Source organism: Pseudomonas sp. ZL2 (assembly GCF_054788455.1).
This window is the reverse complement of the sequence record NZ_JBGOGX010000002.1, coordinates 155,504-177,936: the sequence shown is the minus strand read 5'-3', so window position 1 is coordinate 177,936 and position 22,433 is coordinate 155,504. Positions and strand designations below refer to the sequence as shown.

Sequence of the window (22,433 nt, the reverse complement as noted above, 5' to 3'; positions counted from 1 at the left end):
ACAAGGTCCGATGAATGCAGTACCTGTGGGAGCTAGCTTGCCAGCGATGGGCTGCACAGCAGCCCCAGATCAACCTGACCTCCCAATCTTGTGGTGCCTTCTCCGTTGTCGATAACCGATGCATCTTCTTTGCCCTTGGTACTGGCCGGCCCGTTGCTGCGCCGCCTCGAACCCACGCGGATAGTGTTCTGGCTGGTAGCCTCCGAGCCGCTGCAAGCCGAGCTGCAACTGAGCTGCGCAGGCATTACTGCCGACATCAACTGCACGGTTATGCCGATCGGTCGCCACGCTTTTGTCCATCTGCTCGACATCACCCTCGACAGCCCGCTGCCGCGCGATGAGCAGATCGACTACGACCTGATTCTCAACACCCAAGGCATCGCCCAGTACGCCCCGCACCTGCTCTACCCGGGCGCGCAACGGCCGAACTTCGTGTTGCGTTCGCAGCTGGAGCAATTGCTCCACGGCTCATGCCGTAAACCCCATCACCCGGCAGCAGACGGCCTGCTGTGCGCCGACCGCCTGTTGCTGGAAAACCCCGCGCCATTGCAGCGCCCTGCCCTGCTGATGATGAGCGGCGACCAGGTGTATGCCGACGATGTCGCCGGCCCCATGCTGCGGGCCATTCATGCGCTGATCGAGAGCCTGGGGCTGTTTGGCGAGCACCTGCAAGGGGCGGTGGTGGACAACAGCGCTGCGCTTTACCAGCATCCGGCCAGCTATTACCACCGCGCCGACCTGTTGCCCGCACTGGAGAGCAACGAAACCCTGCGCGAGCGTTTTTTCGGCGGCACGCGCAAGCCGATTTTCACCAGCAGCAACGCCGACAACCACCTGGTGACCTTCGCCGAAGTCATGGCCATGTACCTGCTGGTCTGGTCACCGGTGCCCTGGGGCCTGATCGAGCCGCAGATGCCGCCCGGCCTCAGCGCCGAGCGCCAGGCGCGCTATCGCCAGGAACAACAACTGATCAACGGCTTTTCCAGCGGCCTTGGCGGGGTTGCCCGGGTGTTGGCACACTTGCCGAGCCTGATGATCTTCGACGACCACGACATCACCGATGACTGGAACCTGTCGGCGCAATGGGAAGAAACCGCCTACGGCCACCCTTTCTCCAAGCGCATCATCGGCAACGCCCTGCTCGGCTACCTGCTGTGCCAGGGCTGGGGCAACAATCCGGAGGCGTTCAGCGCGCTGCTGGAGCACTGCCAGGCCTTCAGCCACAGTGCCGATGCCGACGACTACCTCGACACACCGTTGCAGGATGCCCTGATCAACGAGGTGCTGCGCTTTCAGGGCTGGCAGTTCGTCCTGCCGAGCAGCCCGGCACTGCTGGTGCTGGACACCCGCACCCGGCGCTGGCGTAGTGAGAGCAACTTCAAACGCCCCTCCGGCCTGCTCGACTGGGAAGCCCTCAGCGAGCTGCAACAGGCGCTGCTCGACCATCCCTCGGCAATCATCGTCTCGCCAGCGCCGATCTTCGGCGTCAAGCTGATCGAGACCGTGCAGCGCGTGTTCAGCTGGCTGGGCTATCCGCTGCTGGTCGATGCCGAGAACTGGATGGCCCATCGCGGCGCGGCGCAGGTCATCCTGAATATCTTCCGCCACTCACGGACGCCGGGGCATTACGTGATTCTCTCCGGCGACGTGCATTACTCGTTCGTCTACGAGGTACTGATCCGCCACCGCCAACGCGCCCCGCACCTGTGGCAGATCACCAGCAGCGGCATCAAGAACCAGTTCCCCAAGCGCCTGCTGGATACCTTCGACCGCCTCAACCGTTGGCTGTACTCGCCACGTTCACCGCTCAACTGGTTTACCAAGCGCCGGCAGATGCAAGTGATCCCGCGTACACCCGCCCACAGCAAGGCCGGCGAGCGGCTGTGGAACAGCGCGGGCCTGGGCCAGGTGTTTTTCAATGAACAGGGGCAACCGGCGCGGATTTTCCAGCTCAACGCCGATGGCAGCGAGGCAACGGAATTTCCACCACGGCAAGCTGACTGCAAAGAGGTTTGACCGGCACCAGAACGGCGCCCTGGTCGGTGATCAGGTGCGCTCGAGGGCGTTGACCAGGTCGTGGAAGGCTTCGCGGTTGGAGTCGTTCAGGCCCATGAGGATCTTGTGCGCTTCCAGTACCTTGGAACGCACCACGTCTTCGTTCTGGTCCTGGGACGGCAGGTCGGTCAGGCACTCCGGGCACGGGATTGGCCGGTCAACGATGTTGAACACCTGGTCGAAGCCCATCGACTGCAGCAAGCGGGTGATGTCGGCGTGGGTGGTGACCACCGTTGGCAACAGCCCGACCTTTTGCCGCGACAGGATCGAGAGCTTGGCCAGCAAGCCCAGGGTGGTGCTGTCGATGCTGTTGGTTTCTGTCAGATCGATGACGATCGCCGAGAAATTCAGCGCCGTGAAGATCTTTTCAATCGTCGCATCCAGCGCCGAACACAAGGTCAGGCGCACTTCACCGACAAACTTCAGCACGAAGGTGCCATTCTGCTCGGCGAACTGGATTCTACCCGTACTCATTGAAGGTTCCTGCTCAACACCAATAGGGCGATATCATCCGGCATCTCCCCAAGCGTAGCTAATCCGAATCGTTGGCGCAGCCCATCCAGACTACCGCCTGCGGCCTTGATGATTTCAGGCAGGGCCGCCTCTTTATCTTTGAGTGTTTCACCCGGCAAAAGGTCCAGAATGCCATCAGATAGCAGGGTCAGGCTGAACTGCGGCGGCAACTCCAGGATATGGTCCTGGTAGACAGCCTCCTCGAACAACCCGACCGGCAACCCACGGCCCTCCAGATAACGGCTCTGGCCCGGGGTATAAAGCACTGGCAACGGCAGGTGACCGCCGATGCTGTAGGTCATGATACCCGTATCTTCATCGATAACACCGCCGACCATGGTCACATGCTTGCCCAGCTTGCAGTTGATCAAGCCGCGGTTGATGTGCCCGAGTACTTCGGAAGGCTTGAAATCGCGCAACTTGCCGCCGCGCTTGAATTCAAACAGCAGGCGCGTGGTCATGAACTTCAGCAGCACGGTGACGAAGGCCGAAGAAGCGCCATGCCCGGAAACGTCTGCCAGATAAAAGGCGATTCGCCTTTCATCGACGCGGAAATAGTCGGCAAAGTCGCCCGACAGGTACAACGACGGAATGATCTGGTGCTCGAACGACAGGTCGTCGGCCACCCAGGGGCTTTCCGGCAGCATGTTCATCTGCACCTGACGCCCGGCAGTCTGGTCCTCCTGCAGCAGGTGCAGGCTGGCCTCGAGCTCGCGGTTGGCGGTTTCGAGCTTTTCCCGGTAGCGCTGGTTTTCCAGCACCAGTCGCGCGCGGTCCAGGGCCCGGCGAACCGAATGCTCGAGTACCGCGAGGTCTTCCAGCGGCTTGATCAGGTAGTCGGCCGCACCCAGGCGCAGGGCTTCGACGGCGTCGTTCATCACCCCGGCACCCGAAACCACGATTACCGGTAATTCCGGCGCGCGCTCGGTCACCTGGCGAATCAGCTCCAGGCCGCCCATTTGCGGCATGCGCAGATCGCAGATCACAAGATCAGGGTGTTCCTGTTCGAAGACCTGGAGGCCCTGCTGGCCATTGGCTGCCTGCAGGACGCTGAAACCGCTGTCTTCCAGGTAGGCGGCAAGACTCGCACGTACGACGTCGTCGTCATCGATTATCAGCAGCGTTGCACTGGTTTTCTGCATGTGGGCAAACGGCGCCAGGAATAAGTTGGGCGTAGGTGAGCATCGGCCCACGTACTGGATTCACTTCGAGCTACTCTTCTATGAGTTGTAGGACATGAAAACCTGTCCGGCAAATAGCAGAGGTGCCTTGTAAGGCGCAGACGGTACTCCCATCCGCCGGGCGTTTCAAGGGCACACCGATGGTCGCCGATGCTCTTTACAGCCGAAAGCACCGGGAGTTATAAAAACCTCTCCAACCGCAACGCAATGAAAGGATGCAGACATGAGTTCAGTGCACATGGACTACAGCGAGAAGCGCGATTTCATTCGCATGCGGGTGGATGCAGATGTCAGCCTGATCCACGCAGGCCAAGTCATCACTGCGGTCTGCCTGGACCTCTCCAGCAGCGGCATGCAGGTCCAGTCGCCGCGCCAGTTCAAGGTCGGCGATAACCTCGAGGTGCGTATCGATTCCGAGCACACGGCGCTGAAAGGCCTGGAAGCAAGCACCGAAGTGGTGTGGATCGCCGACCAGGCAGACGGCGGACAGAAGCTCGGCTTGCGCATCCTCAGCATGAAATAAATGCAGACACAAAAAAGGCGACCTGAAGGTCGCCTTTTGCTTGCCCGCCCGGATCAGAAGTCGTCGACGACTTCGCCATCCTTGACCTTGAATTCGCGATTCTGCAGATAAGCGTTGCGAATGAAGATGTATTTGTCGCCATTGATCAGCTTTTCTGCCGACAGCAGGCTGGCACGCGTGTCGACCACATCGACGGCGGCGGCGGTGTTGCGGGTCGGCACGTGGTCGATGTAGCGGTAGGGTTCGGTGTAGGTGTCCGGGTACTTGGCGATGGCATCACGCACGGTGCTCGGGCCGAGCAACGGCAGCATCACGTACGGACCACTGCCCACGCCCCAGTAGCCGAGGGTCTGGCCGAAGTCTTCGTCGTTGCGCTGCAGGCCCATCTTGGTGCCGACATCGAAGAAGCCGCCGATGCCGAAGGTGGTGTTGACGATCAGCCGCGCAGTGTCGACGCCGGCCGCGTGCGGCTTGAGCTGCAGCACGTTGTTGGCCAGGTTGGTGACATCGCCCAGGTTACGGAACATGTTGTGGATGCCGTCTTCGAGGAACTGCGGGGTGACCGCCTGGTAACCCTGCGCCAGCGGCTTGAGGGCATAGGTGTCGACCGTGTCGTTGAAGCGGAAGATCGGCCGGTTGATGCTTTCCCATGGATCATCCTCAGTCGCCGCCTGGGCCGCGACTACAGGCGCCAAAAGCAGGCCGGCACAGACACAGGCCCGGGTCATCCGATCGATCAGGCCGATCCTAAGCATAGAGTTACTCCTCGAACTGGGGCAGACGCTGCGCGTCCTACGCCGAAAAATGAAGCCAGTATAAAGCCTCCGCTGCCGTTAAACAGCTTGGCATAAACAGCGTCGCAAAAATGTGAACAACTGTGTATCGGCAGCGTCACCAAAAGGTCACAACCCCAGCGTAGCCTGCAAGTTATTTCAGGGACGTTGCCATGTCAGACTCCCCCGCCATCACTGCCCTGCTGTTCGGCTTGCGCGGCTGCCTTGTCGAAGTGAATCCGGGTCCTGATGCTCGAACCCCCTGCCCGACTCCCGGCGCGCTACCCACCCTTGACTGGCTGTACCAGCAAAAGGTTCCTTGCGCCTGGCTCGATGAGCTGCCGGCAGCGGATGGCAACCATCTGGCAAGCCCCTTGCCCGCCTGGCTCAGTGGCTACCCCGGTTGCCAAACACCCTGGCCTGCTCCAGATGCCTGCTGGCGGGCGCTCATGCAGCTGAAGGCGAGCAAACTCGACGGTTGCGTGCTGGTCAGTGACGAACCGCGCCTGTTGCAATCAGGCCTCAATGCCGGATTGTGGACCATCGGCCTGGCGTCCTGCGGGCCCAGCAGCCAGTGGCAGGCCCTGAGCCCCAAGGAGCAGGAACGCCAGCGCGGCCAGGCCACCTTGCAGTTGTTTGCCCTGGGCGTGCATTCAGTGGTCGACCACCTTGAAGCCCTGGCCGATTGCCTGGCGGATATCGGCCAGCGCCGGCGCAAAGGCGAAAAACCCTGAAACAGCGCCATTGATCAGGGTCATGCAAAGCGCTGGCCGGTGGATTACTCTAGTAGACAGGGCATGGACCTTTCACCCACTGCCGGGGTCCATGACTGTGCCTATTCATAGAGGGAGAACACCCATGCCTGCCCGCGAACTGCAAGAGCAACTTGACGCCCTGCGCGAGCAACTGGAGCAAAATCCACCGCTCACCGAAGAAGAGCGAGCCGACCTGCATGTATTGATGCAGCAAATCGAGGCGAAGATCGAACTAGAAAACAAGACCCCGGACAACAACCTGGTCGATGGCGTCAACCTCGCCGTGGAGCGTTTCGAAGTCGAGCACCCGGGCCTGACCGCCACCTTGCGCAATATCGTTCAGAGCCTGCAAAGCATGGGCATCTAAGCCCACCTGAATAAAAAAGCCCCGTCATCGAACGGGGCTTTTTCGTTACTGGCGAACCAGTCGCAGGTTCGCCAGGGTCACCTGCCCGGTGCTGCGGTACGGGTTGATGTCCAGACCGCCGCGGCGCACGTAACGGGCATAGACCGTCAGGTGTTCGGGGTTGAGCAGGCGCTTGAGGTCGAGGTAGATACGCTCGACGCACTGCTCATGGAAGTCGGCATGCTGGCGGAAGCTGATCAGGTAGGTCAGCAGGCTGGCATGATCCAGCGCCGCGCCGCGGTAATGCACAGTGACACTGCCCCAGTCCGGCTGGCCAGTGACCGGGCAGTTGGACTTGAGCAAATGGCTGTGCAGGGTTTCTTCCACAATGTTGCTGCTGTCGCAACGCAGCAGCTCCGGTTGTGGCTGCTCGTAATTGCTGATGCTGACATCCAGCTCATCGATGCACACACCTGGCAAGCCGACCACGCCCTGCCCTTCGACCTCGGCCAGGCTGCGGATCTGCACGCCCACCGGCTTGCCGGCAGCAGCGGACAGGTCCTTGACCAGGCACGCCTGCAACGCCGCTGGCGACTCGAACACGGTCTGGTTCAACGAATTGAGGTACAGTTTGAAGGACTTCGACTCGATGATGTTCGGCGAATCGGCCGGGATGGCGAACTCGCCAATGGCCACCACCGGCTTGCCCGACGGCAGCAGCCAGGACAGCTCGAAGCAGTTCCAGAAGTCGACACCCAGCCATGGCAGGGTCTCGGCGCTGACGCCCAGCTCGGCCCATTTTGCCGCCCGCGGGATCGGGAACAGCAGCGAGGGTGTGTAAGTAGCGACGTATTCGCTGGATTTACCCAGCGGAGAATGTTCGGCGGCAGGATGCATGGCTAAAACCTGTAGGAGCAAATGCGCCTAGTTTATCGGTTTTAGGCCATGCATTGGGCAATCGGCTGTTATTGGCCGATGGTCAGCTTGCCGACCATGCCCGCCTGGTAGTGGCCGGGCACGTTGCAGGCGAACTCGATCGGCGTCGACTGGCTGAAGGTCCAGGTCAGCTCAGCGCTTTTGCCGGGCTCGACCATCACCGTGTTCGGATCGTCATGCTGCATGCTTGCGCCATGGTCCATACCGCCGTGCCCCATGGCGGAATGGTCCATCTGGCCTTGCATGGCGAGCATTTCTTTCTGGTGCCTGGCATGCATTACAGCATCGCCCAGGCTGAATTCATGGACGACCGCCCCCTTGTTGACCAGCACGAAGCGCACGGTCTCCCCGGCCTTGACCTCAAGGCTGCGCGGCGCGTAGTACATGTCGCCCATCACCACTTCGACGGTGCGAGTCGCCTTGCTCGCGGGCGCAGGCTGCCCGAAGGCGTAGGAATGCGCGGGTGATGCCAGGACCGGAAGGCTGAACAGCGCCAGAGCGCCAACAATAAAAAGGTGTTTCATTTCAAGCCCACTCCAGGGTTGCGACGATTCAGCCTTCACTGTAGAAAACCGCCGCTGGCAGTCACCTGACAAAAAGATTACAACTTTGTCAGCTTGGCCACCCGGCACACCCGGCGCGGTATAACCCTCCGGCAATTCACGCTAAAGAGCCAGCCGATGAAACTGTTGATCGTCGAAGACCAGACCAAGACCGGCCAGTACCTGTGCCAGGGCCTCAGTGAAGCGGGCTTCGCCACCGAGCTTGCCAGCGACGGCAATACCGGCCAGCACCTGGCCCTGACCGGCGACTACGATTTACTGATCCTCGATGTCATGCTGCCCGGCCGCGATGGCTGGCAGATCCTCCAGGCCGTGCGCGCCGCCGGCCTGGAAATCCCGGTGCTGTTCCTCACTGCCCGCGACGCCGTGGAAGACCGCGTGCATGGCCTGGAACTGGGCGCCGACGATTACCTGGTCAAGCCTTTCGCCTTTTCCGAGTTACTGGCGCGGGTGCGCAGCCTGCTGCGCCGTGGCAGCAGCCCGGCGCAGGAAACCACCCTGGGCCTGGCCGACCTGCGCCTGGACCTGATCCGCCGCCGGGTCGAACGCGCAGGCCAGCGCATCGACCTGACCGCCAAGGAGTTCGCCCTGCTCGAACTGCTGTTGCGCCGCCAGGGCGAGGTGCTGCCCAAGTCGCTGATCGCCTCGCAAGTGTGGGACATGAACTTTGACAGCGACACCAACGTCATCGAAGTGGCGATCCGCCGCCTGCGCCTGAAGATCGACGACGCCCATGACAACAAGCTGATCCATACCGTGCGCGGCATGGGTTATGTGCTTGAAGAGCGCGGCGCCTGATGCGTCGCTTGTCCCTCGGGAGCCGCCTGGCGTTGCTGTTTGCCGCCTGCACTGCAGTGGTGTCGCTGACCGCCGGCATCCTCTTCAGCCGCGCCAGCGCCACTCACTTCATCGAACTCGACCAGCAATTGCTCAACAGCCGCCTGTCGCTGTTGCGCCAGATGCTCGAAGGCGTAGATAGCCCAGCCAGCCTCGCCCCGCGCCTGCCCGCCCTGCAGACCGAACTCAGCCACCAGGCCGACCTTGCCGTGCGCATTGGTGGCCGTGACGGGCGCATCTGGTTCGACAGCCAGGCCGGCCTGCCCGACTCGCCGCAGGTGGTCGGGCTCAGCACCTTGCACGCCAGTGGCGTCGACTACCGCAGCCTGTGCGTCAACCTCAACGACGGCGACGCACAGCTGACGCTGTTTCTCGACATCACCCACCACCAGCATTTTCTCCAGCGCATGCAGCAGTTGATCTGGCTCACCGTCGGCCTCTCGGCCCTGGCCACCGCACTGCTCGGTGCCTGGGCAGCGCGCAGCGGGCTACGGCCATTGCGCCAGATGGGTGAAGTGGCCTCCGGGGTTTCGGCGCGTTCGCTGACCACGCGCCTGCCGGAGGGGCAGATGCCAGTAGAGCTGGCGGAGCTGGCGCAGACCGTCAATGCCATGCTCGAACGCCTGGACGATGCCTTTCAGCGCCTCTCGGCGTTCTCCGCCGACATTGCCCATGAGCTGCGCACGCCACTGTCCAACCTGCTGACCCACACCCAGGTGACCCTGACCCGGCCGCGCAGCCTGGATGAATACCGCGAGGCGCTGCACAGCAACCTCGAAGAACTGCAATGGATGGCGCAACTGGTCAACGACATGCTTTACCTGGCCAAGGCCGACCACGGTTTGTTGATGCCCAGCCGCCAACAGCTGGCGCTTGAGGACGAGGCCGATGCCTTGCTCGAGTACTACGCCCCCTTGGCCGAAGATGCCGAAGTGAAGTTGAGCCGTGAGGGGCAAGCACCCTTGGCAGGCGATCGACATATGCTGCGCCGGGCCCTGTCCAACCTGCTGGACAATGCCTTGCGCTTCACCCCGGCCGGTGGCGAGATTCGCGTGACGATTGAACAACGGGAAGGCCTGGTGCGGCTGCAGGTGGCCAACCGTGGCGAGCCGATTGACCCGGCGCTGCTGCCGAAGTTGTTTGACCGCTTCTACCGGGCGGATCCGGCGCGGCGCGAAGGCAGCAGTGAACATGCGGGATTGGGACTGGCGATTACCCGCTCGATCGTGCAGGCGCACGGGGGGAGTATTCGTGGGGAATCGGCTGGGGGCTGGACGCGGTTCGTGATCGACTTGCCGACGGTGTAACCCTTATCGCCGGCAAGGCCGGCTCCCACAATGGCTCTTGTGGGAGCTGGCCTTGCCAGCGATCGGCCGCAGTGCGGCCGTAACGGCCATCACTCGTAACGCAAGGCGTACGCCGGTTCCACCTGCGATGCCCGCCACGCCGGGTACAGCGTCGCCAGGAAGCTCATGATCAAGCCGGCACTGCAGATCAGCGCCACGTCGCCCCACTGCAGCTCCGACGGCAAGGTGCTGATGAAGTACACGTCCGAGGTGAAGATATGCTGGCCGCTGACCCGCTCCAACCAGCCGACGATCTGGCTGACGTTCAGCGCCGCGACCACCCCGAGCACGCCGCCAATCAAGGTACCGACGATACCGATCAGGCTGCCCTGCACCATGAAGGTGCCCATGATCTGCGCCGGCGTGGCGCCGATGGTGCGCAGGATGGCGATGTCGGCACCTTTGTCGTTGACCACCATGATCAGCGTGGCAATGATGTTGAACGCCGCCACGGCGATGATCAGCAGCAGCAACAGACCGATCATGGTCTTTTCCATCTTCATCGCACTGAACAGGCTGCCCTGGGTGTGGGTCCAGTCATCGGCGCGGTACTGCTCGCCGAGGCTCGCGGTAATCGCCTTGGACACCTGCGGCGCCGCATACAGGTCCTTGACCTTCAGGCGCACGCCCTGCACCTGGTTCGGCGCCCAGCGCTGCATCTGCGCGGCGTCGGCCATGTGCATCAGGCCCAGCGAGCCATCCAGCTCGGCGCCCACCTTGAATACCCCGACCACGTTCAGGCGCTGCATGCGCGGGGTGATGCCACCTGGCGCGCTGCTGACTTCCGGCACGATCAGGGTCAGCTTGTCGCCGACGTTGAGGCGAAAACGCCGCGCGGTGATTTCGCCGATGACCACGCCGAACTCGCCCGGCTTGAGGTCTTCGAGGCGGCCCTGAACGATATGCTGGGCGACGATCGAGACCTTGCCCTCCTCGGCCGGGTCGATGCCGCTGACCTGGATTGGCTGCATCGAGCCTTTGTAGGAAAGCATGCCTTCCATCTCGGTCAGTGGCGCGGCGGCGATCACTTCAGGATTCTTCAAGGCTTCGGCCGCCACCGGCCGCCAGTCGTCCAGCGGCTGGGCACCGAGCACGCTGGCGTGCGGCACCATGCCGAGGATGCGCGAACTCATTTCGCGCTGAAAGCCGTTCATCACCGACAGCACCACGATCATCGCCAACACGCCCAGGGACAGGCCGATCATCGAGGTCATGGAGATGAACGAAATGAAATGGTTGCGGCGCTTGGCGCGGGTGTAGCGCGCGCCGATGAAAATAGACAAGGGTCTGAACATGAACGAAGCACCCGGGTAAAGAAAAGAAACCAGGTGCCCGCCTAACCCGGCGGGCACATTGCGCGGGCCGTCAGATCGGGACCAGGTGCCCGTCTTCCAGACGCAGCACACGGTCCATCTGCCGCGCCAGGTTGAGATCGTGGGTCACCACCAGGAAGGCCGTCTGCGAAGCGCTGCTCAGCTCCTGCATGAGGTCCTGGATGCCCTGGGCGGTGTGGTGATCGAGGTTGCCGGTCGGCTCGTCAAGCATTACCAGCCCCGGACGGTTGACCAGCGCCCGGGCGATGGCCACGCGCTGGCGCTCACCACCGGACAACTCGGCCGGCTTGTGGCTCAGGCGATGGCCCAGGCCGACGCGCTTGAGCAACGCTTCGGCGCGCTCGCGAGCTTCAGGGATGGCGGTGCGGCCGATCAGCAGCGGCATGCACACGTTCTCCAGCGCGGTGAACTCCGGCAGCAGGTGGTGGAACTGGTAGACAAAGCCCAGGGCGCGGTTGCGCAGCAGGCCACGGGCGCGTTCGCCCAGCGCCGAGAGCTCTTCGCCGGCCAGCCAGACGCTGCCTTCGGAAGGCGTGTCGAGGCCGCCGAGCAGGTTGAGCAAGGTACTCTTGCCCGAACCCGAACTACCGACGATCGCCACCCGCTCGCCCGGGTGCAGCTCCAGCTGCAAACCGGACAACACCTGGACCTTCTCCGGGCCTTCCTCGTAGGACTTGCCCAGGTTGCGGCAACTCAGCACTGCTTTATCACTCATGCCCAACTCACTCATAACGTAGCGCCTCCGCAGGCTGGGTGCGTGCCGCACGCCAGGCCGGATACAGGGTGGCGAGGAAACTCAGGACCAATGCCGCACCGCAGACCATCCACACGTCCTCGGCCATGATCTGCGAAGGCAGGTAGTCGATGAAGTAGACGTCGGCATTGAGGAACTTGTGCCCGATCAGGGTCTCGATGCCGGCAATCGCGGCGCTGACATTGAGCGCGGCAAAAATGCCCACCAACGCGCCGATCAGGGTGCCGACCACGCCGATCACCGTGCCCTGGACCATGAAGATGGCCATGATCTGCCCAGGCGTCGAACCCAGGGTGCGCAGGATGGCGATATCGCCCTTCTTGTCGTTGACCACCATCACCAGGGTGGAAATGATGTTGAACGCCGCCACCGCGACGATCAGCAGCAACAGCAGGCCGATCATGGCTTTTTCCATGCGGATCGCCTGGTACAGGTTGCCGTGGCTGCGGGTCCAGTCGCGGGCGTAGAACTCCTGCTCGCCGAGTTTCTGGGCGATGTCCCAGGCAACTCGCGGGGCCTGGAACAGGTCGTCGAACTTCAGGCGCAGGCCCTGGACCTGGTCGGACTTCCAGCGGTGCAGGCGGGACAGGTCCGACAGGTTGGTCAGGCCCAGGTAGCCGTCGATTTCGCCGGCGCCGACATGGAAGATGCCGACCACGGTGAAACGCTTCATGCGCGGGAACATGCCGGCCGGGGTCACGGTGACCTCCGGGGCGACGAAGGTCAGCTTGTCGCCGATGCCAACGCCCAGTTTGGTCGCCGCCTTGTCGCCGATCATGATGCCGAACTCGCCGGGAGCCAGGTCATCGAGCTTACCCTCGCGGATAAAGTCGTCGATGATCGAGACCTTGCGTTCCTGGGCCGGGTCGATGCCATTGAGCAGCACCTTCTGCACCTTGCCGTCATGGGTCAGCAGGCCCTGCATCTGGGTGAAGGGCGCCACCGCCAGAACCTGCGGGTTCTGCTTTACTTGACTGGCAAGGGCGGGCCAGTCGTTGATCGGCTGGCCGGTTTCCAGTGTGGCGTGGGGCACCATGCCCAACACCCGGGTGCGCATCTCGTGATCGAAGCCATTCATGACCGACAACACCACGATCATCACGACAACGCCCAGGGCGAGGCCGATCATCGAGGTCAGGGAAATGAACGAGACGAAGTGGTTGCGACGCTTGGCACGGGTATAACGCGTGCCGATGAATACGAAGAGAGGTCTGAACATGTCGGGGCTTGTTCGGATGAAAGAGGAACGTCCTTGTGGCGGGGCTTGAATAGCAGCTTTACACTCAGACCACCGCCGCTACCATGGGTTCGCCATGTCGACATTAGATGAAGAAGATCGCCGCGAATACTACCGTATCGAGGATCAGATCGCACTGGAAATTAGCCCGTTGAGCGCCACCGAAGCGCCTGGCGCGGACTTGTTGCAAGATACTTCGCCGCTGTTCAACCTGCTCAGCGAACTGCACCTGAGCGAGTTCGAATCCCAGCACCTGCTGCGCCAGCTCAGTGACAAGGACCGCACCCTGGCCGCCTTTCTCAAGGCTCAGAACAAGCGCATCGACCTGCTTAGCGCGGTGGTCGCGCAGACCTTGCTCGGGCAGCTGAGCGCGCCACAGACGGTGGTGCTGTCCGAGGGCGGCATCGAGTTCAGCCAGGCCGAGCCGGTGGCTGCCGGCGCACGTATCGCGGTGAAGATGGTGCTGATGCCCCAGGCCCTGGGCCTGCTGCTGCGCGCCAAGGTTACCCATTGCGATCGCAACGCCGATGGCCTCTACGAGATCGGCACCGAATTCGTCGACACCACCGATGCCCAGCGCCAGCTGCTGGCCCGCTACATCCTGCAACGCCAAGCGCAACAACGACGCCAGGCCCTGGAGCAGAACGAGCCAAGCGCCTCCTGAGTTTCACTTATTTGTTGAAGGAACAAACGTGACCACGATTTACGGCCACCGCGGCGCCAAGGGCGAAGCCCCCGAAAACACCCTCGCCAGCTTCCAGCAGTGCCTTGGGCACGGCGTGCGTCGCTGCGAGCTCGACCTGCACCTGTCAGCCGACAACCAGCTGATGGTGATCCACGACCCCAGCCTCAAGCGCACCACCGGCCGGCGCGGCAAGGTCGTCGAACACAGCGCGGCAGACCTTGCCACCTATGACGCGCGCAAGGGCGGCCCGGGCTGGGTCTCGCCCTGCCCTGTCCCGCGCCTTGAGGAACTGTTCGAGAAGTGCGATTTCGAGCACTGGCAGCTGGAAGTCAAGAGTGCCTCGCGCACCCGCGCCGCCACCACCGTGCTGGCAATCCGCGAAATGGCCCAGCAGTTCGGCCTGCTCGACAAGATCACCATCACCTCGAGCTCACGGGAAGTGCTGGGCGCAGCGCTTGAGCTGACACCGGATATTTCCAGGGGGCTGGTCGCCGAATACGCCTGGCTCGACCCGCTGAAGGTCGCCCAGAACTATGACTGCAACTTGCTGGCGTTGAACTGGACACTGTGCACCCCCGAGCGCCTGATCAAGGCCCAGCGCCAGGGGTTGCACGTGTCGGTGTGGACAGTCAACGAGCCGGCGCTGATGCGCAGGCTCGCCGACTTCGGCGTAGACAGCCTGATTACAGACTTTCCCGGTTTGGCCAGCGCCACCCTCGAGAATCGCTGAAATCGGTCTCCCCGGCCGGCTCAGGCCACCGGCCGGAGCCGCTCAAAAAAGCCGGTTGAGGCCGTCGTAAGCCGCTACCCGATAGGCTTCGGCCATGGTCGGATAGTTGAAGGTGGTGTTGACGAAGTACTTCAGAGTGTTGTGCTCACCCGGCTGATCCATGATCGCCTGGCCGATGTGGACGATCTCCGACGCCTGGTAACCGAAGCAGTGCACGCCGAGGATTTCCAGGGTTTCGCGGTGGAACAGGATCTTCAGCATGCCTTGTGGCTCACCGGCGATCTGCGCCCGGGCCATGCCCTTGAAGAAGGCCTTGCCCACTTCATACGGCACCTTGGCCTGGGTCAGCTCCTGCTCGTTCTTGCCGATCGAGCTGATCTCCGGAATGGTGTAGATACCGGTCGGCACATCGTTGACGAAGCGCCAGCTGCCGTTGTCGACGATGCTGCCAGCGGCCGAGCGGCCCTGGTCGTGAGCGGCGCTGGCCAGGCTCGGCCAGCCGATCACGTCACCGGCACCGTAGATGTTCGGCACATGGGTGCGGTAGTTCTCGTCGACTTCGATCTGGCCACGGCTGTTGACCTTGATGCCGATGTTTTCCAGGCCCAGCTTGTCGGTGTTGCCCGTACGGCCGTTGCACCAGAGCAAGGCGTCGGCCTTGATCTTCTTGCCGGACTTGAGGTGCAGGATCACACCGTTGTCCAGGCCTTCGACACGCTCGTACTCTTCGTTGTGGCGCACGGTGATGTTGTTGTTGCTGAAGTGGTAGCTCAACGCCTGGGAGATTTCCGAGTCGAGGAAGCTCAGCAACTGGCCGCGGTTGTCCACCAGCTCTACCAGCACACCCAGACCACTGAAGATCGAGGCGTATTCACAGCCAATCACGCCAGCGCCGTAGACGATCAGTTTGCGCGGGGTGTGGCCGAGGCTGAGGATGGTGTCGCTATCGTAGATTCGCGGGTGGTGGAAATCGATATCGGCCGGGCGATACGGACGCGAACCGGTGGCGATGATGATGTGCTTGGCCACCAGCTTCTCGACCACGCCGTTGGCGCAGACCACTTCGATGGTCTGCTCGTCGGCGAAGCTGCCGGTGCCGAAGAACACGTCGACGCGGTTGCGCGCGTAGTAGCCGGTGCGCGAGGCGACCTGCTTGGAGATCACCTTCTCGGCGCTTTTCAGAACGTCAGGGAACGAGAACCAGCGCGGCTCACCAATGGCCCGGAACATCGGGTTGGTGTTGAACTGCATGATCTGGCGCACCGAGTGACGCAGGGCCTTGGACGGGATGGTGCCCAGGTGGGTGCAGTTGCCGCCGACCTGGCGACGGCTATCGACCATCGCCACCTTGCGTCCTGCTTTGGCAGCATTCATTGCCGCCCCTTCTCCTGCGGGGCCGGAACCCAGCACCACTACGTCGTAGTTGTAGACAGCCATGCGTACTCCTTCAGAACAGGCCCGCGCGCCACATCGGCGGGCGGGGCTACCTCATGTCGCCAGCGGCGCCATGAAAAAATTCGGGTGCAGTCTAATCAAGCTTGAACGCCGCGCACATTAACCCTTGGTCGCGTCGTAGGCTATTTTTCTCTGCACTACATGTCATTTACACAAACCCTGTGGGAGCCGGCCTTGCCGGCGATGGCATCAGCGCAGTGTCAGCGATTGCGCGTCGCCTGCATCGCTGGCAAGGCCAGCTCCCACAAAAACTGGTTACTGCTTGTTCACCTGGGCAAACGCCGGCGTACTGCGGGAGACGAAACCATCGGCAACCCGGGTCACGAACACTGCAGCAATCTCGTGCTGGAGGGCAAATTCCCAGCCCCGCTCAGGCCCGAGGATAAACAACAAGGTCGAATACCCATCGGCCATCAGCGTCGATCGGTCAAACACCGTCACCGCCGCCAGGTCGTGTTTCACCGGTTTACCCAGACGCGCATCGAAGGTGTGCGAATAGCGCTGGCCATTCTCCTCGAAATAATTGCGATAGTCACCGGAGGTAGACACACCAAAACCGTCCACCGCCAGCACTTGCTGGGCAATCTGACGATCATCGCGGGGCAATTCCAGGGCCACGTTCCAGTGACTGCCGTCCGCTTTGCGCCCGATGGCCTTGAGCTCGCCCGTGGCTTCGACCAGCAAATCCGCGACACCCAGGGCTTTTAGCCGCTCCACCAGCAAGTTCACCGCATGCCCGGCAGCGATGCTGTTGAAGTCCACTTCCACCGGCGCATCCTTGCACAGCTGCTCGCCAACAATGCGCAAATGCCCATGCCCGACCCGCTGGCGAGTGGCTGCCAGGGCCTGGGCATCCGGTACTTTTTCACTGCGCGACTGCGGGCCGAAGCCCCACAGGTCGAGCAACGGCTCCACGGTCAGGTCAAACGCGCCGTCACTCTGCTGCGCCAGTTGCTCGCCAACCCGCACCAGCTCAAGCACATCAGCCGGCATTGGCTGGCAACTGTTCGCTGGCAGTCTGTTAAAGGCTTCGGTCAACGAATCACTGCGGTAGGTGGAAAAGCGCTTATCGATGCCCTCGAGAATCCGCTCCACCTCGCGCCTGACCTGCTCCGGCGCCGGGCCCCGGGGTGTACGCACATACTGCACGGTATAGCTGCTGCCCATGGTCGGGCCGCTGATGCGCTCGAGACTGTCGCCTTGCCCGCATCCGGCCAGGCTCAGCAACACGCCTGTCAACACTGCCTTGCGCATCCAACCTCCTGGAGAAATTCAGGCAAAAAAAACGGGAACCCTGAGGTTCCCGTCTTTCACGACCAAGCCAAGCTTAGTGTGGGAAAGCAGGCGGATTGACGCCAGCCATGTCTTCCATCACGCGCACTACCTGGCAGCTGTAACCGAATTCGTTGTCGTACCAGACGTACAGGACAACACGGTTATCGTTGCAGATGGTGGCTTCGGCATCGACCACACCGGCGTGGCGCGAGCCGACGAAGTCGGTGGAGACCACTTCCTGGGAGCTCACGTAGTCGATCTGCTTGTGCAGGTCCGAGTGCATGGCCATCTGGCGCAGGTACTCGTTGATCTCTTCGCGGTTGGTGGCTTTTTCCAGGTTCAGGTTCAGGATGGCCATCGACACGTTCGGCGTAGGTACGCGGATCGCATTGCCGGTCAGCTTGCCCTTGAGCACTGGCAGTGCCTTGGCGGCTGCAGTGGCGGCACCGGTCTCGGTGATAACCATGTTCAGCGGCGCGGCGCGGCCACGACGGCTGCCCTTGTGGAAGTTGTCGATCAGGTTCTGGTCGTTGGTGAACGAGTGAACGGTTTCAACGTGACCGTTGATGATACCGAACTTGTCGTTGACCGCCTTCAGCACAGGAACGATGGCGTTGGTGGTGCAGGAAGCCGCGGAGATGATCTTGTCATCGGCGCTGATTTCGCCATGGTTGATGCCGTGCACGATGTTCTTCAGCGCGCCCTTGCCAGGTGCGGTGAGGATCACGCGAGCAGCGCCCGGGCAGGCCAGGTGCTGGCCCAGGCCGTCGGCGTCACGCCATACACCGGTGTTGTCGACGATCAGGGCATTCTCGATGCCGTACTGGGTGTAGTCGACTTCGCTCGGGTTCTTGGCGTAGATAACCTGGATCAGGTTGCCGTTGGCGGTGATGGTGTTGTTGGCTTCGTCGATGGTGATAGTGCCATCGAACGGGCCGTGCACCGAGTCACGACGCAGCAGGCTGGCACGCTTGACCAGATCGTTCTCGGCGCCTTTGCGCACGACGATGGCGCGCAGACGCAGGCCGTCGCCACCACCGGTTTTCTCGATCAGGATACGCGCCAGCAGACGGCCGATACGACCGAAGCCGTACAGCACGACGTCAGTGCCTTTGCGCGCCGAAACGTTTTGCTGGCCAACCACGTCAGCCATTTCTTCACGCACGAACTGCTCGGCGCTACGGCCGTTGCCTTCTTGCTTGAATTTGTTGGCCAGCTTGCCCAGGTCGACCGAAGCGGCGCCCAGTTTCAGCTCGCTCATGGCTTTGAGCAGCGGGAATGTCTCGTGTACAGACAGTTCGGTTTCGTCGGTCTGGCGATGACGGGCAAAGCGGTGTGCTTTGAGGATCGAGATCACCGAGCGGTTGATCAGGCTACGGCCATAGATCGAGCTCACCACATTGTTATTGCGGTAGAGCTGACCGATAAGCGGGATCATCGCTTCTGCAAGCGCTTCACGATCAATCCACTCACCAAGACACTGGTCGGGCTTCTGAGTCACGGGAACCTTCCACATGTAGGGACAGAAAAAAGGGGCTACATTATGACGCCCCGCAGCCCATCGGGCAATGAGCGCCTGTCGCCGGCAATTCACTACATGCTTTTAGCCTGCACAAACCTGACAGCGCGGGCCTGTGCCCGCTACAATTGGCGTCTTTGTCGCAACGCTTGGAGCTCGACCTCCCGTGCCTGTTCTGCGTCTACCGCACCTGCCGGCCACTGCCGGCAAACAAACCTGGGGCAACCTGCCGGGCGCCGCCCTGAGCCTGGCCATTGCCGAAGCGGCCAGTGCCGCCAAACGCTTCACCCTGCTGCTGACCGCCGACAGCCAGAGCGCTGACCGCCTCGAGCAGGAGCTGCGTTTCTTTGCGCCCGAGCTGCCGGTGCTGCCGTTCCCCGATTGGGAAACCCTGCCCTACGACCTGTTCTCGCCGCACCAGGACATCATTTCCCAGCGGATTTCCAGCCTGTACCGGCTGCCGGAGCTCGATCACGGCATTCTCGTGGTACCGATCACCACGGCCCTGCACCGCCTGGCGCCGACGCGCTTCTTGCTCGGCAGCAGCCTGGTTCTGGACATCGGCCAGAAGCTTGATGTCGAGCAGATGCGCACGCGCCTTGAAGCCAGCGGCTACCGCTGTGTCGACACGGTGTACGAGCATGGCGAATTCGCCGTGCGCGGCGCCTTGATCGACCTGTTCCCGATGGGCAGCAAGCTGCCGTACCGCATCGATCTGTTCGATGACGAGATCGAGACCCTGCGTACCTTCGACCCGGAAACCCAGCGCTCGATCGACAAGGTCGACTCGGTGCGGCTGTTGCCGGCCCGCGAGTTCCCGCTGCAAAAAGATGCAGTGACGCGCTTCAAGGCGCGCTTTCGCGAGCGTTTCGATGTCGATTTTCGCCGCTGCCCGATCTTCCAGGACCTGTCCAGCGGCATCACTCCGGCCGGTATCGAGTACTACCTGCCGCTGTTCTTCGAAGACACCTCGACCCTGTTCGACTACCTGCCCCAGGACACCCAGGTGTTCTCCCTGCCGGGCGTCGAGCAGGCTGCCGAGCACTTCTGGAGCGATGTGCGCAACCGTTACGAGGAGCGCCGCATCGACCCGGCACGGCCATTGCTGCCGCCGGCCGAGCTGTTCCTGCCGGTGGAAGACTGCTTCGCCCGGCTGAAAAGCTGGCCACGGGTGGTGGTCAGCCAGGATGACGTCGACAGCGGCGTCGGCCGCGAGCGCTTTGCCGCCCAGGTCCTGCCCAACCTTGCCATCGAAGCCAAGGCCAACCAGCCATTGGCGGCGCTGTCGGGCTTTCTTAAGCAATTCCCCGGCCGCGTGCTGTTCACCGCCGAGTCGGCGGGCCGTCGCGAAGTGCTGCTGGAGCTGCTTGAGCGCCTGAAGCTGCGCCCGCAAACCGTCGACAGCTGGAGCGCCTTCGTTGCCGGCAAGGAGCGCCTGGCAATCACCATCGCGCCGCTGGACGAAGGCCTGCTGCTGGATGAGCCGGCCATTGCCCTGGTCGCCGAGAGCCCGCTGTTCGGTCAGCGGGTGATGCAGCGCCGGCGCCGCGACAAGCGCAGCGACGCCAACAACGATGCGGTGATCAAGAACCTCACCGAGCTGCGCGAAGGCGCGCCGGTGGTGCATATCGACCACGGTGTCGGCCGCTACCTGGGCCTGGCCACCCTGGAGATCGACAACCAGGCCGCCGAGTTCCTCACCCTCGAATACGCCGAGGGCGCCAAGCTCTACGTGCCGGTGGCCAACCTGCACCTGATCGCCCGCTACACCGGTAGCGACGACGCCCTGGCGCCGCTGCACCGGCTCGGCTCCGAAACCTGGCAGAAAGCCAAGCGCAAGGCCGCCGAACAGGTGCGTGACGTGGCCGCCGAACTGCTCGACATCTATGCCCGCCGCGCCGCGCGCAAAGGTTATGCCTTCGCCGACCCGTCGGTGGATTACGCCACCTTCAGCGCCGGTTTCCCCTTCGAGGAAACCCCGGACCAGCAGAGCGCCATCGAAGCGGTGCGCGAGGACATGCTCGCGGCCAAGCCGATGGACCGCCTGGTGTGCGGCGACGTCGGCTTCGGCAAGACCGAAGTGGCCATGCGCGCCGCGTTCATCGCCGTACACGGCGGCCGCCAGGTAGCGATCCTGGTCCCCACCACCCTGCTCGCCCAACAGCACTACAACAGCTTCCGCGACCGCTTTGCCGACTGGCCGGTAACGGTCGAGGTGATGAGCCGCTTCAAGTCGCCCAAGGAAGTCGCCGCTGCGGTGGCGGACCTGGCCGAAGGCAAGATCGACATCGTCATCGGTACCCACAAGCTGTTGCAGGACGACGTCAAGGTCAAGGACCTGGGCCTGGTGATCATCGACGAAGAACACCGTTTCGGCGTGCGCCAGAAAGAGCAGCTCAAGGCCCTGCGCAGCGAGGTGGACATCCTTACCCTGACCGCCACGCCGATCCCGCGCACCCTGAACATGGCCGTGGCCGGCATGCGCGACCTGTCGATCATCGCCACGCCGCCGGCGCGCCGGCTGTCGGTGCGCACCTTCGTCATGGAGCAGAACAAGAGCACGGTCAAGGAGGCGCTGCTGCGTGAGCTGCTGCGCGGCGGCCAGGTGTATTACCTGCACAACGATGTGAAGAGCATCGAAAAATGCGCCGCCGACCTTGCCGAGCTGGTACCGGAAGCCCGCATCGGCATCGGCCACGGGCAGATGCGCGAACGCGAACTCGAACAGGTGATGAGCGACTTCTACCACAAGCGCTTCAACGTGCTGATCGCCTCGACCATCATCGAGACCGGCATCGACGTGCCAAGCGCCAACACCATCATCATCGAGCGTGCCGACAAGTTCGGCCTGGCCCAGTTGCACCAGTTGCGCGGCCGGGTCGGGCGCAGCCATCACCAGGCCTATGCCTACCTGCTCACCCCGCCGCGCCAGCAGATCACCCCGGACGCCGAGAAGCGCCTGGAAGCCATCGCCAACACCCAGGACCTGGGGGCTGGCTTCGTCCTGGCCACCAACGACCTGGAAATCCGCGGCGCCGGCGAGCTGCTCGGCGAAGGCCAGAGCGGGCAGATCCAGGCGGTCGGTTTTACCCTGTACATGGAAATGCTCGAGCGCGCGGTCAAGGCCATTCGCAAAGGCACCCAGCCGAACCTCGACCAGCCGCTGGGCGGTGGCCCGGAAATCAACCTGCGTTTGCCGGCGCTGATTCCCGAGGACTACCTGCCGGATGTGCATGCGCGGCTGATCCTCTACAAGCGCATCGCTTCGGCGGTGGACGAAGACGGCCTCAAGGACCTGCAGGTAGAGATGATCGACCGCTTCGGCCTGCTGCCGGAGCCGACCAAGAACCTGGTGCGCCTGACCCTGCTCAAGCTGCAGGCAGAGAAACTCGGCATCAAGAAGGTCGACGCCGGGCCCAATGGCGGCAAGATCGAATTCGAGGCCGAGACCCCGGTCGATCCGCTGGTACTGATCAAGCTGATCCAGGGCCAGCCCAAACGCTACAAGTTCGAAGGCGCCACCCAGTTCAAGTTCCTGGTGCCGATGGAGCGCCCGGAAGAACGCTTCAACAACCTTGAGGCGCTGTTCGAGCGCCTGACCCCACAATCTGCGTGA

At 62.6% G+C, this 22,433-nt stretch carries 20 protein-coding genes; 9 read left to right on the top strand and 11 right to left on the bottom strand.

The genetic code is table 11. The annotated features are described in order from the left end of the window. Positions 1 to 111 precede the first annotated feature (111 nt). Positions 112 to 2,016 carry an alkaline phosphatase D family protein gene (locus tag ABM562_RS02165; RefSeq protein ID WP_460420899.1) on the top strand — a complete coding sequence of 635 codons (1,905 nt, stop codon included), beginning with the start codon at positions 112 to 114 and terminating at the stop codon, positions 2,014 to 2,016. A 30-nt stretch (positions 2,017 to 2,046) separates the two neighbouring features. Here ABM562_RS02165 and rssC read toward each other — a convergent pair whose 3' ends face one another. Then, positions 2,047 to 2,529 carry an anti-sigma factor antagonist RssC gene (rssC, locus tag ABM562_RS02160; protein ID WP_010227140.1) on the bottom strand — a complete coding sequence of 161 codons (483 nt, stop codon included), beginning with the start codon at positions 2,527 to 2,529 and terminating at the stop codon, positions 2,047 to 2,049. Then, a complete protein-coding gene (gene rssB / locus ABM562_RS02155; protein ID WP_115086107.1) occupies positions 2,526 to 3,710 on the bottom strand; it encodes a two-component system response regulator RssB in 1,185 nt (394 codons plus the stop codon). The genes rssC and rssB overlap by 4 nt, the downstream gene beginning before the upstream one ends. 262 nt (positions 3,711 to 3,972) lie before the next feature. Between rssB and ABM562_RS02150 the strand changes: the two genes are divergently transcribed. Next, complete coding sequence (locus ABM562_RS02150; RefSeq protein ID WP_233674021.1) at positions 3,973 to 4,272, top strand: PilZ domain-containing protein; 300 nt, start codon at positions 3,973 to 3,975, stop codon at positions 4,270 to 4,272. A 53-nt stretch (positions 4,273 to 4,325) separates the two neighbouring features. Here the strand turns inward: ABM562_RS02150 and ABM562_RS02145 are convergent, their stop codons facing one another. Beyond that, positions 4,326 to 5,027 (bottom strand): MlaA family lipoprotein, encoded by a 702-nt coding sequence (locus ABM562_RS02145; protein ID WP_460420651.1) that lies wholly within the window; start codon positions 5,025 to 5,027, stop codon positions 4,326 to 4,328. A 191-nt stretch (positions 5,028 to 5,218) separates the two neighbouring features. Between ABM562_RS02145 and ABM562_RS02140 the strand changes: the two genes are divergently transcribed. Together ABM562_RS02140 and ABM562_RS02135 are read left to right on the top strand one after the other, a co-directional pair. Continuing rightward, a complete protein-coding gene (locus tag ABM562_RS02140; protein ID WP_460420649.1) occupies positions 5,219 to 5,779 on the top strand; it encodes a phosphonoacetaldehyde phosphonohydrolase-related protein in 561 nt (186 codons plus the stop codon). Between the two features lie 124 nt (positions 5,780 to 5,903). Beyond that, the gene (locus ABM562_RS02135; protein WP_460420647.1) at positions 5,904 to 6,167 is read left to right on the top strand and encodes a DUF4404 family protein; all 264 of its coding nucleotides are present in this window, start codon (positions 5,904 to 5,906) and stop codon (positions 6,165 to 6,167) included. 45 nt (positions 6,168 to 6,212) lie between these two features. Here the strand turns inward: ABM562_RS02135 and queF are convergent, their stop codons facing one another. Together queF and ABM562_RS02125 are read right to left on the bottom strand one after the other, a co-directional pair. Then, positions 6,213 to 7,043, bottom strand: a complete 831-nt coding sequence (gene queF / locus ABM562_RS02130; RefSeq protein ID WP_115086102.1) for an NADPH-dependent 7-cyano-7-deazaguanine reductase QueF — start codon at positions 7,041 to 7,043, stop codon at positions 6,213 to 6,215. Positions 7,044 to 7,111: 68 nt separating this feature from the next. After that, on the bottom strand, positions 7,112 to 7,606 hold the full coding sequence (locus ABM562_RS02125; RefSeq protein ID WP_115086101.1) for a cupredoxin domain-containing protein: 495 nt from the start codon (positions 7,604 to 7,606) through the stop codon (positions 7,112 to 7,114). Positions 7,607 to 7,762: 156 nt separating this feature from the next. Here ABM562_RS02125 and ABM562_RS02120 point away from each other — a divergent pair, with 156 nt between their 5' ends. Continuing rightward, the gene (locus tag ABM562_RS02120; RefSeq protein WP_115086100.1) at positions 7,763 to 8,443 is read left to right on the top strand and encodes a heavy metal response regulator transcription factor; all 681 of its coding nucleotides are present in this window, start codon (positions 7,763 to 7,765) and stop codon (positions 8,441 to 8,443) included. Then, entirely contained in the window at positions 8,440 to 9,789 is a 1,350-nt protein-coding gene (locus tag ABM562_RS02115) for a heavy metal sensor histidine kinase (RefSeq protein WP_115086099.1), read from the top strand. Before ABM562_RS02120 ends, ABM562_RS02115 begins: the two co-directional genes overlap by 4 nt. 89 nt (positions 9,790 to 9,878) lie before the next feature. Here the strand turns inward: ABM562_RS02115 and ABM562_RS02110 are convergent, their stop codons facing one another. The 3 genes from ABM562_RS02110 to ABM562_RS02100 form a co-directional block, all read right to left on the bottom strand. Continuing rightward, entirely contained in the window at positions 9,879 to 11,123 is a 1,245-nt protein-coding gene (locus ABM562_RS02110; protein WP_115086098.1) for a lipoprotein-releasing ABC transporter permease subunit, read from the bottom strand. A 70-nt stretch (positions 11,124 to 11,193) separates the two neighbouring features. Next, positions 11,194 to 11,877 carry a lipoprotein-releasing ABC transporter ATP-binding protein LolD gene (gene lolD / locus ABM562_RS02105; RefSeq protein ID WP_177414845.1) on the bottom strand — a complete coding sequence of 228 codons (684 nt, stop codon included), beginning with the start codon at positions 11,875 to 11,877 and terminating at the stop codon, positions 11,194 to 11,196. A gap of 7 nt (positions 11,878 to 11,884) precedes the next feature. Next, positions 11,885 to 13,135: a lipoprotein-releasing ABC transporter permease subunit gene (locus ABM562_RS02100; protein ID WP_115086096.1), complete on the bottom strand. Its 1,251-nt coding sequence runs from the start codon at positions 13,133 to 13,135 to the stop codon at positions 11,885 to 11,887. 94 nt (positions 13,136 to 13,229) lie between these two features. On the opposite strand from ABM562_RS02100, the gene ABM562_RS02095 reads away from it, so the two are divergent. Both ABM562_RS02095 and ABM562_RS02090 read left to right on the top strand, forming a co-directional pair. Then, positions 13,230 to 13,817, top strand: coding sequence for a PilZ domain-containing protein (locus tag ABM562_RS02095; protein ID WP_115086095.1), 588 nt, complete (start codon positions 13,230 to 13,232; stop codon positions 13,815 to 13,817). A 28-nt stretch (positions 13,818 to 13,845) separates the two neighbouring features. Next, entirely contained in the window at positions 13,846 to 14,568 is a 723-nt protein-coding gene (locus tag ABM562_RS02090) for a glycerophosphodiester phosphodiesterase (RefSeq protein WP_115086094.1), read from the top strand. 42 nt (positions 14,569 to 14,610) lie between these two features. Here ABM562_RS02090 and sthA read toward each other — a convergent pair whose 3' ends face one another. The 3 genes from sthA to ABM562_RS02075 all read right to left on the bottom strand — a co-directional run bounded on the left by sthA (position 14,611) and on the right by ABM562_RS02075 (position 18,814). Next, positions 14,611 to 16,005, bottom strand: coding sequence for a Si-specific NAD(P)(+) transhydrogenase (sthA, locus tag ABM562_RS02085; RefSeq protein ID WP_115086093.1), 1,395 nt, complete (start codon positions 16,003 to 16,005; stop codon positions 14,611 to 14,613). Between the two features lie 273 nt (positions 16,006 to 16,278). Continuing rightward, positions 16,279 to 17,277, bottom strand: a complete 999-nt coding sequence (locus ABM562_RS02080) for an FAD:protein FMN transferase (protein WP_460420643.1) — start codon at positions 17,275 to 17,277, stop codon at positions 16,279 to 16,281. Positions 17,278 to 17,350: 73 nt separating this feature from the next. After that, positions 17,351 to 18,814 (bottom strand): glyceraldehyde-3-phosphate dehydrogenase, encoded by a 1,464-nt coding sequence (locus ABM562_RS02075; RefSeq protein WP_460420641.1) that lies wholly within the window; start codon positions 18,812 to 18,814, stop codon positions 17,351 to 17,353. 169 nt (positions 18,815 to 18,983) lie between these two features. Between ABM562_RS02075 and mfd the strand changes: the two genes are divergently transcribed. Further along, positions 18,984 to 22,433, top strand: a complete 3,450-nt coding sequence (mfd, locus tag ABM562_RS02070; protein WP_460420639.1) for a transcription-repair coupling factor — start codon at positions 18,984 to 18,986, stop codon at positions 22,431 to 22,433.

Bases quoted from the DNA above. Each gene is read 5' to 3' on its own strand.
- ABM562_RS02145 (WP_460420651.1), bottom strand. From the start codon at position 5,027: ATGCTTAGGATCGGCCTGATCGATCGGATGACCCGGGCCTGTGTCTGT.
- ABM562_RS02140 (WP_460420649.1), top strand. From the start codon at position 5,219: ATGTCAGACTCCCCCGCCATCACTGCCCTGCTGTTCGGCTTGCGCGGC.
- ABM562_RS02135 (WP_460420647.1), top strand. From the start codon at position 5,904: ATGCCTGCCCGCGAACTGCAAGAGCAACTTGACGCCCTGCGCGAGCAA.
- ABM562_RS02125 (WP_115086101.1), bottom strand. From the start codon at position 7,606: ATGAAACACCTTTTTATTGTTGGCGCTCTGGCGCTGTTCAGCCTTCCG.
- ABM562_RS02110 (WP_115086098.1), bottom strand. From the start codon at position 11,123: ATGTTCAGACCCTTGTCTATTTTCATCGGCGCGCGCTACACCCGCGCC.
- ABM562_RS02080 (WP_460420643.1), bottom strand. From the start codon at position 17,277: ATGCGCAAGGCAGTGTTGACAGGCGTGTTGCTGAGCCTGGCCGGATGC.
- lolD (WP_177414845.1), bottom strand. From the start codon at position 11,877: ATGAGTGATAAAGCAGTGCTGAGTTGCCGCAACCTGGGCAAGTCCTAC.
- ABM562_RS02100 (WP_115086096.1), bottom strand. From the start codon at position 13,135: ATGTTCAGACCTCTCTTCGTATTCATCGGCACGCGTTATACCCGTGCC.
- queF (WP_115086102.1), bottom strand. From the start codon at position 7,043: ATGCATCCTGCCGCCGAACATTCTCCGCTGGGTAAATCCAGCGAATAC.
- ABM562_RS02150 (WP_233674021.1), top strand. From the start codon at position 3,973: ATGAGTTCAGTGCACATGGACTACAGCGAGAAGCGCGATTTCATTCGC.
- ABM562_RS02120 (WP_115086100.1), top strand. From the start codon at position 7,763: ATGAAACTGTTGATCGTCGAAGACCAGACCAAGACCGGCCAGTACCTG.
- ABM562_RS02095 (WP_115086095.1), top strand. From the start codon at position 13,230: ATGTCGACATTAGATGAAGAAGATCGCCGCGAATACTACCGTATCGAG.
- ABM562_RS02075 (WP_460420641.1), bottom strand. From the start codon at position 18,814: ATGTGGAAGGTTCCCGTGACTCAGAAGCCCGACCAGTGTCTTGGTGAG.
- rssB (WP_115086107.1), bottom strand. From the start codon at position 3,710: ATGCAGAAAACCAGTGCAACGCTGCTGATAATCGATGACGACGACGTC.
- sthA (WP_115086093.1), bottom strand. From the start codon at position 16,005: ATGGCTGTCTACAACTACGACGTAGTGGTGCTGGGTTCCGGCCCCGCA.
- rssC (WP_010227140.1), bottom strand. From the start codon at position 2,529: ATGAGTACGGGTAGAATCCAGTTCGCCGAGCAGAATGGCACCTTCGTG.